This is a genomic window from Streptomyces ossamyceticus (assembly GCF_001418475.1).
GTDB lineage: Bacteria > Actinomycetota > Actinomycetes > Streptomycetales > Streptomycetaceae > Streptomyces > Streptomyces ossamyceticus.
The window spans coordinates 1-8720 of record NZ_LIQX01000313.1 but is presented as its reverse complement, the minus strand read 5'-3'; the positions used below and the strand labels follow the sequence as shown (position 1 = coordinate 8720).

The window sequence follows — 8720 nt, the reverse complement described above, 5'->3', positions numbered from 1 at the left end:
CCCTTCTGGTCGCCGTCGCCGCCGGCCTTCGTGTCGCCGTCGTCCTTCAGGGTGCCGCCGCCCGGCGTGGCCGTCCCGTCGATACGGACCGGCTGCCGCTGGTCCCCGTCCAGCGTCACCACCGGGCCCGTACAGCCGCCGGCCACCACGATCACCGCGAGCGCGGCCGCCGATCTCCGCATGTCCTTGGTACGCATCCGGCTCCCCGCCGTCTCATGGCCGCGGTCTCGTGGGCACGCGGGCCCGGCCGTCCTCCCGACCGGGTCTGCCGAAAGGTTGCCCGGGCGTGACCCGTCGCGAACAACGGGGCATGGTTGTGAGCAAGGTCCCAGCAGGTGCCCCTCCACCGGGCGCACGGCCGCCGCTACAGTCCGTCGCGAGGGTCGTCTGTACTAGCGAGTAACCACCGAGTAACAAGCAACGCGGAGGCACACACCATGGCGCGCGAGTCGGAGTCCGGACTGCCCATCGAGCCGGTGTACGGACCGGACGCCCTCGAGGGCTGGGATCCGGCGGACAAGCTGGGTGCCCCCGGGAAGTACCCCTTCACCCGCGGTGTGTACCCGTCCATGTACACGGGGCGGCCGTGGACGATGCGTCAGTACGCCGGTTTCGGCACGGCGGTGGAGTCCAACGCCCGCTACAAGCAGCTCATCGCCAACGGCACGATGGGCCTGTCCGTCGCGTTCGACCTGCCGACCCAGATGGGCCACGACTCCGACGCCCCGATCGCGCACGGCGAGGTCGGCAAGGTGGGTGTGGCCATCGACTCGATCGACGACATGCGGGTCCTGTTCGGCGGCATCCCGCTGGACAAGGTCTCCACGTCGATGACGATCAACGCCCCCGCCTCGCTGCTGCTCCTGCTGTACCAACTCGTCGCCGAGGAGCAGGGCGTCAGCGCCGACCAGCTGACCGGCACGATCCAGAACGACGTGCTGAAGGAGTACATCGCCCGCGGCACGTACATCTTCCCGCCCAAGCCCTCGCTGCGGCTGATCGCGGACATCTTCAAATACTGCAAGGCCGAGATCCCGAAGTGGAACACCATCTCGATCTCCGGCTACCACATGGCCGAGGCCGGTGCCTCGCCCGCGCAGGAGATCGCGTTCACCCTCGCCGACGGCATCGAGTACGTGCGCACGGCGGTCGCGGCCGGCATGGACGTCGACGACTTCGCCCCCCGCCTCTCCTTCTTCTTCGTCGCCCGGACGACGATCCTGGAGGAGGTCGCCAAGTTCCGTGCCGCGCGCCGGATCTGGGCGCGGGTGATGAAGGACGAGTTCGGGGCGAAGAACCCCAAGTCGCTGATGCTGCGCTTCCACACGCAGACCGCGGGCGTCCAGCTGACCGCCCAGCAGCCCGAGGTGAACCTGGTGCGGGTGGCCGTGCAGGGCCTGGCCGCGGTGCTGGGCGGCACGCAGTCGCTGCACACCAACTCCTTCGACGAGGCCATCGCGCTCCCCACCGACAAGTCGGCCCGCCTGGCCCTGCGCACCCAGCAGGTGCTGGCCTACGAGACGGACGTGACCGCGACCGTCGACCCCTTCGCGGGCTCCTACGTCATCGAGAAGATGACCGACGACGTCGAGGCCGCCGCGGTCGAGCTGATGCGGAAGGTCGAGGACCTCGGCGGCGCGGTCTCCGCGATCGAGCACGGCTTCCAGAAGAACGAGATCGAGCGCAGCGCCTACCGGATCGCCCAGGAGACCGACTCCGGCGAACGTGTCGTCGTCGGCGTCAACCGCTTCCAGCTCGACGAGGAGGAGCCCTACGAGCCGCTGCGCGTCGACCCCGCCATCGAGGCCCAGCAGGCGCAGCGCCTCGCGAAGCTGCGCGCCGAGCGGGACCAGGCGGCCGTCGACAGCGCCCTCGCCGACCTGAAGAAGGCCGCCGAGGGCACCGACAACGTCCTGTACCCGATGCGGGAGGCGCTGAAGGCCCGCGCCACGGTGGGCGAGGTCTGCAACGCGCTCCGCGAGGTGTGGGGCACGTACGTGCCGTCCGACGCCTTCTGACGGGGGCGTTCGCCTTCCGGACTCCGGGGCGGGTTGTCGTACCCCCGTGCCAGAATGCGGCCCATGTTCGGAGTCGTCGACCTTCCCACCTATCTGGCGGGCCTCGTCCTGATCGTCCTGCTGCCCGGCCCCAACTCCCTGTACGTGCTGTCCGTCGCCGCCCGGCGGGGGATACGGACGGGGTACCGGGCCGCGGCGGGCGTGTGGTGCGGGGACGCCGTGCTCATGACCCTGTCGGCGGCGGGGGTGGCCTCGCTGCTGCAGGCCAACGCCGTGCTGTTCGGGATCGTGAAGTACGCGGGCGCCGGCTATCTGACGTGGCTCGCGGTCGGCATGCTGCGGGCCGCGTGGGGCATGTGGCGCAGCCGCCGGCAGACGGTGGCCGAGGTGGCGGGCGGGGAAGCCGTGGAAGGAGAGCGGCCGTTCCGGCGGGCGGTGGTCATCAGCCTGCTCAACCCCAAGGCGATCCTGTTCTTCGTCGCCTTCTTCGTGCAGTTCGTGGACCCGGCGTACGCCTACCCCGCCCTCTCCTTCGTGGTGCTCGGCGCCTTCGCCCAGCTCGCGAGCGTGCTGTATCTGACCGCGCTGATATTCGGCGGGACGAAGCTGGCCGCCGCGTTCCGCCGCCGCAAGCGGCTGTCGGCCGGGGCGACCTCGGCGGCGGGCGCGCTGTTCCTCGGCTTCGCCGTCAAGCTGTCTCTGGCGAGCGGCGCATAGCAGGTCAGGGCGGCGAGCGGCGTCCGGCAGCTCACGGTGTGGCTGCGGCGAGGCCCACGCGGGTCGCGTACCGGCGCAGGTCGCTCGCCGTCCCGCCCGCCCAGCCGACGTAGCCGTCGGGGCGTACCAGGAAGACGCCGGTGCCGTACACCGCGTAGGCCGGGATGCGGACCCGTCGCACGCCCCGCAGCTCCGGCAGGTCCGCGGCCTCGGTGCCGACCGTGAGCAGAGTCCAGTGCGGGCCGCGGAAGGCGTCGAAGAGACGTACGCCGCCGCGCCGTCCGTCGGGTGCGCGGTCCCCGGCGCGGAGGGCGTCCGGGGGCAGGTCCTCGCGGGTGTCGACGCAGAGGGAGGCGCCCCGGTACCCGAGGTCGAGCTGGCGGGTGGCGCGGCCCCGGCGCTGCTCGCCCCGGTGGACCCGCGTGGACAGGCCCAGGACGTCCGCCGCCACCGGGCGCCGCTCCTCCTCGTAGGTGTCCAGCAGCGCCGCGTCCGCACCGTCGCGCAGCACCGCGCCCAGCTTCCACCCCAGGTTGTAGGCGTCCTGCACGCTGGTGTTGAGGCCCTGGCCCCCGGCGGGCGAGTGGACGTGCGCCGCGTCCCCGGCGAGGAACACGCGGCCCGCGCGGAAGCGGTCGGCGAGCGCCGCCCGGGGCCGGAAGTCCGACGCCCAGCGCACCTGGGTCACATCCCCGGGCGCGAGGTGCGAGCGGGCGGCGACCACCTTGCGGATGCCGTCGGCGGAGAGGTCCACCACGGCCTCGGCGCCGGGGAAGTTGGCGACCAGCTGGAAGTCGTCGGTGCCGGGGAGCGGGCAGATCGCCAGGAAGCCGCCGGTCAGGGAGCCGGGCCGGGCGGGCCGCACCGCCCCCGCAGGCACCGTGCCGTGGGCGTCCTCCGGGTCGGCCGCGGGCGGGAACACATGCCAGTGGTCGCGGTCCAGGGCCGGGATGCGCACGTCCGCGACCAGGGTCGGGGCCGGGTCGACGGTCTCGCCGGTCATGCCGATACCGAGGAGACGGCGGATGGTCGACCGGCCCCCGTCGGCGGCGACGGCGTAGCGGGCGCGGACCTCGGGGCCGTGGACGAAGGACGCCGTGACGCCGTCGGCGTCCTGGGCCAGCCTCACCAGCTCACGGTCGAACACCACGTCACCGCCCAGCTCCCGCAGCCGGGCCAGCAGGATCTCCTGCGTACGCCACTGCGGGATCAGCCAGGGCCCCGGATACGGCTCGGCCTCCGTCGCCTCCACCTCGTCGAACATCCGGTGCTCGCCCTGCCGGCGCCCGAGGCTCCAGATCATCCCGACGGGCGCGGGGCCGCCGGCGGCGTGGATCGCGTCCAGCACGCCGAGGTCGTCCATGACCTCCAGCGTGCGCGGCTGCATGCCCTTGCCGCGCGACCCCGGGAACAGGGCGCCGGCCCGCTCCACGAGCAGGGCGCGGACACCGCGCCGGGTGAGGTCGACGGCGAGGGCGAGACCGGTGGGGCCCGCGCCGACGATCAGGACGTCGGTGGTGTGCGTGTCCGTACGCATCCGAGAACCTCTCCTTAACGACGTTAAGTTCTGACGGGCGACAGCATGTGCTTAACGCCGTTAAGCTGTCAACGTGGTTTCCAGGAAATCCCCGAAGCTGGACAAGAAGCAGGTCGCCGAGACGGCCCTGCGGTTGCTGAACGAGGTCGGTCTGGAAGGGCTGAGCCTCCGGGCGATCGCCAAGGAACTCGACGTCCAGGCACCCGCGCTGTACTGGCACTTCAAGAACAAGCAGGACCTGCTCGACGAGATGGCGACCGAGATGGTCCGCCGGATGGCGGCGGACTGGGCGCGACTGTCGTCGGCCGGGGAAGAGGGCGCCGACTGGCAGGAGGGGCTACGGGCGCGGATGCGGGGGATGCGGGAGCATCTGCTGCGCTACCGCGACGGCGCGAAGGTGTACAGCGGGACCCGCTTCACCGACCTGTCGTACGCGGAGCCCATGGAGGCACACCTGCGGATGCTCACGGCGGCGGGCTTCACCCCGGCGGGAGCCGCGCGGGCCTGGCTGACGGCGTACAGCTACACGATCGGCCACGTCATCGAGGAACAGGCGATGGGCCCGGATCCGGCAGCCGGCCCGCAGGGCTACGACCTCACGGCGCGCGCCGAACGCCTGAAGGCGTTCCCCCTGGCGGCGGAGGCCGGCGAAGAGATCTTCCAGGACCACGAACGGGGCTTCGAGGTAGGGCTGGAGGCGGTCCTGGCGGGAATCGGGGCGACGATGAGACCCGACCGACCCTGAGGGGGCCCCGCCGACCCTGAGGGGGCGCAGCCCCCAAAAGGGGCGCGGGGAACTGCGCGACCAGCCCCACTCGACCTCTACCTCCCCGGCCTCCTCCCCGCCCGCGCCTTGCGGATCGCCCTGGTCACCACCGGCGGCAGCAGATCCGCGGCCAGCCGACGGGCCCCGCTCAGCGGCGGCCGGGGCTGGGGCCGCGACCGCACGGCAGTGACGGTGGGCCCGGCCGGCGTCGGCGCCGGCTCGGGCTCCGTCCAGTGGCGGGACCCGGGAAAGTCCGGCGCCTTCATCCCCTTGGACTTGAGGCGGATCACCCGGTGCCCGGCGGCCCGCTGGTTGCTGAGGTGGCAGTCGTCGCGCCCGGCGGCCATCTCCAGCAGGGCCTCCTGGAGCGGCTCGGGGTCGCCCCAGGTGCCGTAGAGCTTCTGGGTGCTCAGACAGACGGGGTTGAGGCCCCGGTTGAGCACGGCCTCCCACGCGGCGATCGACACACCGGGCGTGTGCTCGGAGCGGAAGTCGTCGAGGACGACGACGCCGCCGGGGAGCAGGATGTCGCGGGCGGCGGTGATGTCGTCCCGGACGTGCTCGTAGAGGTGGGACGCGTCGATGTGCACGAAACGGCACGAGCGCGGCTTCACCTCACCGGGGACGAGCGAGCTGGGGCCTTGCAGGACGCGGGGCAGTTCGTCGTGGAAGGCGAGGTAGTTCGCCTCGAAGGCCCGCCGGGTCAGGGTGCTGCGGTACGACTTGGTGGCCTCCGCCGCGTTGGCGTCGTCGGGGGCGTCGCTCTCGAAGAGGTCGCAGACCGTGTAGGACTCGCCCTCCTGGAGGTGCCGGCCGAGGAAGATGGCGCTCTTGCCCATGTAGACACCGACCTCCAGGAGGTCGCCCCGCTCACCGGCGGCCTCCTGTCGGTCGAGGAACCAGTTGAAGAGGAGCTGGTCGAGCACCGGGAACCAGCCGGGTACGTCGTCGAGTTCACGGGGTAGCCGGATCGTGCCTTGTTCAGAGGTCATGTCAGAGGTCATGAGGACGGAAGACTCTCTTGCGTCGACGAGGCGAACAGGCGAACGGGCCAGGAACCTACGAGAAGGCCCCGACCCGGTCAAGGATGCTGCGGAGCCTCTCCGCGAAGGCCGTTTCGAACCCCTGACCTGGGTGAACACTGGGACAATTCCGGGTTCAACGACGGCGTCCCCGAAGTGACGCGCGCAGCCGCGGTTGCATCGGCCGTTCGACCCCGTGGTGCAGCAGCCACGCGAGCAGCAGCATCAGCGCCACGGTGAGCGCGAGCGTCAGGGAGGACGGCAGCCCCAGACCTTGGTGCAGCGCCTGCACCACCGGCCAGCCGAGGTGCTCGTGCACCAGGTAGAACGGGTACGTCAGCGCCCCGGCGGTGGTCAGCCAGTGCCAGTTCACCCGGTCGAGGAAGCCCAGCGCGACCGCGCCGACGGCCACGAAGCCGAGGGCGACGGCGAGGACGATGCCCAACTGGGGGCGGTAGGAGAAGAACGCGTCGTTCGGGCCGTGCCACATGTCCCGGACCGTGTGGTACTGGCTCAGCAGCAGACTGAACCCCACGATCAGCCAGGCGACGGTGTCCCGGCGGTCCCGGTGCACCAGGTAGAGGCCGATGCCGCCGATGAACAGCGACGCGTACTCCGGCATCAGCACCAGCTGAAGGAACGGTTCCCTTGATGCCTCGGCCAGGGTCGCGGCGAGCGTCCAGCCGCCGCAGAACCAGATGACCCGTCTCCGGGTCGCCCCGGGCAGGACGACGCACAGCGCGAACAGGACGTAGAAGCGGACCTCCGCCCACAGCGTCCAGCACACCCCGAGGACGCGGTCCGCGCCCAGCGGCATCTGGAGCATGGTCAGGTTGACCAGGAACTCGCTGGCCGACACCCGTGCGAACGCGATCCCCGGCAGGGCCAGGACCGCCGCGACGAGGACGACCGCCGCCCAGTACGCCGGCAGCAGCCGGGCCGCGCGGGACGCGAGGAACGACTGGACCGAACGCCCCCAGCCGCTCGCACAGATGACGAACCCACTGATCACGAAGAAGGCCTGGACGCCCGCCCAGCCGTACGCGAACCAGCCGTGCGCGGTCGGGAACTGCACGGCGGGCGAGGTCCCCCACGCCTTCCCGATCTCCCCGTCGCGGCCTCCGTAGTGGTAGGCCGCGACCGAGAGGGCGGCGAGAAGCCGCAGCCCGTCGAGGGCGTACAGCCGGGGCGCGGGGCGGGCCCCGCCGCGAGCGGCGGAGGCCGGGGTCGCGATGGGGGTGGTGCGCGGGGTCGTGCCGGGGGTGGTGCCCGCCTCCGGTGAGAGCGTCGGAAGCGTCGTGCTCTTCGCGGTCACGCCGCGCTCACCCCAGGGTCGCTCGCTTGAGGGACCTGGCCCGGCGCGCGACTCTTCGTACGGTCGCGTTGCGCGGGATGAACGCGAGCTGGACCGGGATACCGCCGGGCAGCCCCAGTGAGGTGAGCCGACGGCGCTTGAAGTACCGCAGGGTGTGCGTGCTCAGATGCCTCGCCAGATACGACTCGGCCTCCGTGCGCAGCGACGGGTAGATCTTGGACTGCATGGCGTACCCCACCGCGCGGACCAGCCGGTTGAGGTCGGCCACGCTCATCCCCGGCTTCCGCGCCTCCACCGCCGTCCGGTCGCCCAGGTCCGGCAGCAGCGCGTCCACGACGGTGACCGGCACCCGGTTGCTGTTCTCGTACGGCGCGAGCCGCTCCAGCAGGGTCCCGGTGCCCACACGGGCCACGGGCAGGTCGTACAGCGCGGAGGCGGTGAGCAGGGCCGTGGAGAAGCAGCCGACCACCAGCGCCGGACGCATCCGCTGGTAGAGCACCTCGGCGAGGACCGGCGTGTCGAGCACCGTGAGGTCGGCGCCGAGCCGTTCGGCCTCCTTCTCCAGCCCGCGCGACCAGCGCGCCGGGGCGCTGGGGTGAGGCTTGAACACCACCCGTGTGTGCCCGAGCGCCACCGCGCCCTTCAGCATCCGTACGTGGAGGTCCTCCTCCTCCTCGGCGGTGAGGATGCCGAGTGCGGAGAGGTACTGGCCGAGCAGCAGCGCCGGTTCCTCGACGGCGGGCAGCGTGTCACCGGTGTCGACCAGCTCGGCGAGGACCTTCACGAAGGCGTCCGTCGGCACGATCCGGGCCGGGACCCCGAACTCGGTGAGCAGCAGCGGCTCCAGACCCGGCACCAGGTCCAGGTGGAGGAGCCGGTCGATCCGGGTGCCGACCAGCGGGTCGATCTTGTTGCGGGTGGGGCCGTAGCTCATCAGGCCGTCGGCGTACACGGTGACGGGCGCGCCGGTGAAGATCTGGGTGAAGCCGAGCGCCGGGTGGACCTGGATGGACTCCACCGCCAGCTCGACGTCGTCGTCGCCGAGGCCCCACAGCAGCCGCAGATGCCGTTCCCACAGGGGCACGTCGTCCATGCGGGGGGACCAGCCGCCGGGGTGGAACGGGGAGATGGTCTCGTTCCAGGAGATGACGTCGTCGAAGCGGGTCCGCAGTTGTTCGAAGCCGGGCATCTCGTCCAGGGCGGGGGCCGTCTCCGGCGTCGCCGCGTTGTTGGAGATCAGCAGGATGCGCCGGTCCGCCGGGCGGAAGCACTCTGTGTCCAGGGCGGCGGCCAGGGTGGCCGTGCCGTACAGCGTGGACGCCATGAAGATCTGCGTGGTCACGCG

Annotated in this window: 7 protein-coding genes and 1 pseudogene; 3 read left to right on the top strand and 5 right to left on the bottom strand. The window is 71.7% G+C overall.

Features of this window, described 5'->3' with window-relative positions:
• A pseudogene (locus AOK15_RS23185) lies at positions 1 to 197 on the bottom strand (L,D-transpeptidase family protein); the annotation flags it as partial.
• 240 nt (positions 198 to 437) lie between these two features.
• Between AOK15_RS23185 and AOK15_RS23180 the strand changes: the two are divergent.
• Together AOK15_RS23180 and leuE are read left to right on the top strand one after the other, a co-directional pair.
• The gene (locus AOK15_RS23180; protein WP_055519943.1) at positions 438 to 2018 is read left to right on the top strand and encodes an acyl-CoA mutase large subunit family protein; all 1581 of its coding nucleotides are present in this window, start codon (positions 438 to 440) and stop codon (positions 2016 to 2018) included.
• 63 nt (positions 2019 to 2081) lie between these two features.
• Positions 2082 to 2735 carry a leucine efflux protein LeuE gene (gene leuE, locus AOK15_RS23175; RefSeq protein ID WP_055519949.1) on the top strand — a complete coding sequence of 218 codons (654 nt, stop codon included), beginning with the start codon at positions 2082 to 2084 and terminating at the stop codon, positions 2733 to 2735.
• A gap of 31 nt (positions 2736 to 2766) precedes the next feature.
• Here leuE and AOK15_RS23170 read toward each other — a convergent pair whose 3' ends face one another.
• Entirely contained in the window at positions 2767 to 4272 is a 1506-nt protein-coding gene (locus AOK15_RS23170) for an FAD-dependent oxidoreductase (protein WP_055519942.1), read from the bottom strand.
• Positions 4273 to 4345: 73 nt separating this feature from the next.
• Here AOK15_RS23170 and AOK15_RS23165 point away from each other — a divergent pair, with 73 nt between their 5' ends.
• A complete protein-coding gene (locus tag AOK15_RS23165) occupies positions 4346 to 5017 on the top strand; it encodes a TetR/AcrR family transcriptional regulator C-terminal domain-containing protein (RefSeq protein ID WP_055519940.1) in 672 nt (223 codons plus the stop codon).
• Between the two features lie 77 nt (positions 5018 to 5094).
• Here the strand turns inward: AOK15_RS23165 and AOK15_RS23160 are convergent, their stop codons facing one another.
• The 3 genes from AOK15_RS23160 to AOK15_RS23150 all read right to left on the bottom strand — a co-directional run bounded on the left by AOK15_RS23160 (position 5095) and on the right by AOK15_RS23150 (position 8717).
• A complete protein-coding gene (locus AOK15_RS23160; protein ID WP_055519938.1) occupies positions 5095 to 6030 on the bottom strand; it encodes a class I SAM-dependent methyltransferase in 936 nt (311 codons plus the stop codon).
• Between the two features lie 166 nt (positions 6031 to 6196).
• On the bottom strand, positions 6197 to 7375 hold the full coding sequence (locus tag AOK15_RS23155; protein WP_205632211.1) for an acyltransferase family protein: 1179 nt from the start codon (positions 7373 to 7375) through the stop codon (positions 6197 to 6199).
• Between the two features lie 7 nt (positions 7376 to 7382).
• The gene (locus tag AOK15_RS23150; protein ID WP_055519945.1) at positions 7383 to 8717 is read right to left on the bottom strand and encodes an alpha-2,8-polysialyltransferase family protein; all 1335 of its coding nucleotides are present in this window, start codon (positions 8715 to 8717) and stop codon (positions 7383 to 7385) included.
• Positions 8718 to 8720 lie beyond the last annotated feature (3 nt).

Bases quoted from the DNA above. Each gene is read 5' to 3' on its own strand.
- AOK15_RS23180 (WP_055519943.1), top strand. From the start codon at position 438: ATGGCGCGCGAGTCGGAGTCCGGACTGCCCATCGAGCCGGTGTACGGA.
- leuE (WP_055519949.1), top strand. From the start codon at position 2,082: ATGTTCGGAGTCGTCGACCTTCCCACCTATCTGGCGGGCCTCGTCCTG.
- AOK15_RS23170 (WP_055519942.1), bottom strand. From the start codon at position 4,272: ATGCGTACGGACACGCACACCACCGACGTCCTGATCGTCGGCGCGGGC.
- AOK15_RS23160 (WP_055519938.1), bottom strand. From the start codon at position 6,030: ATGACCTCTGAACAAGGCACGATCCGGCTACCCCGTGAACTCGACGAC.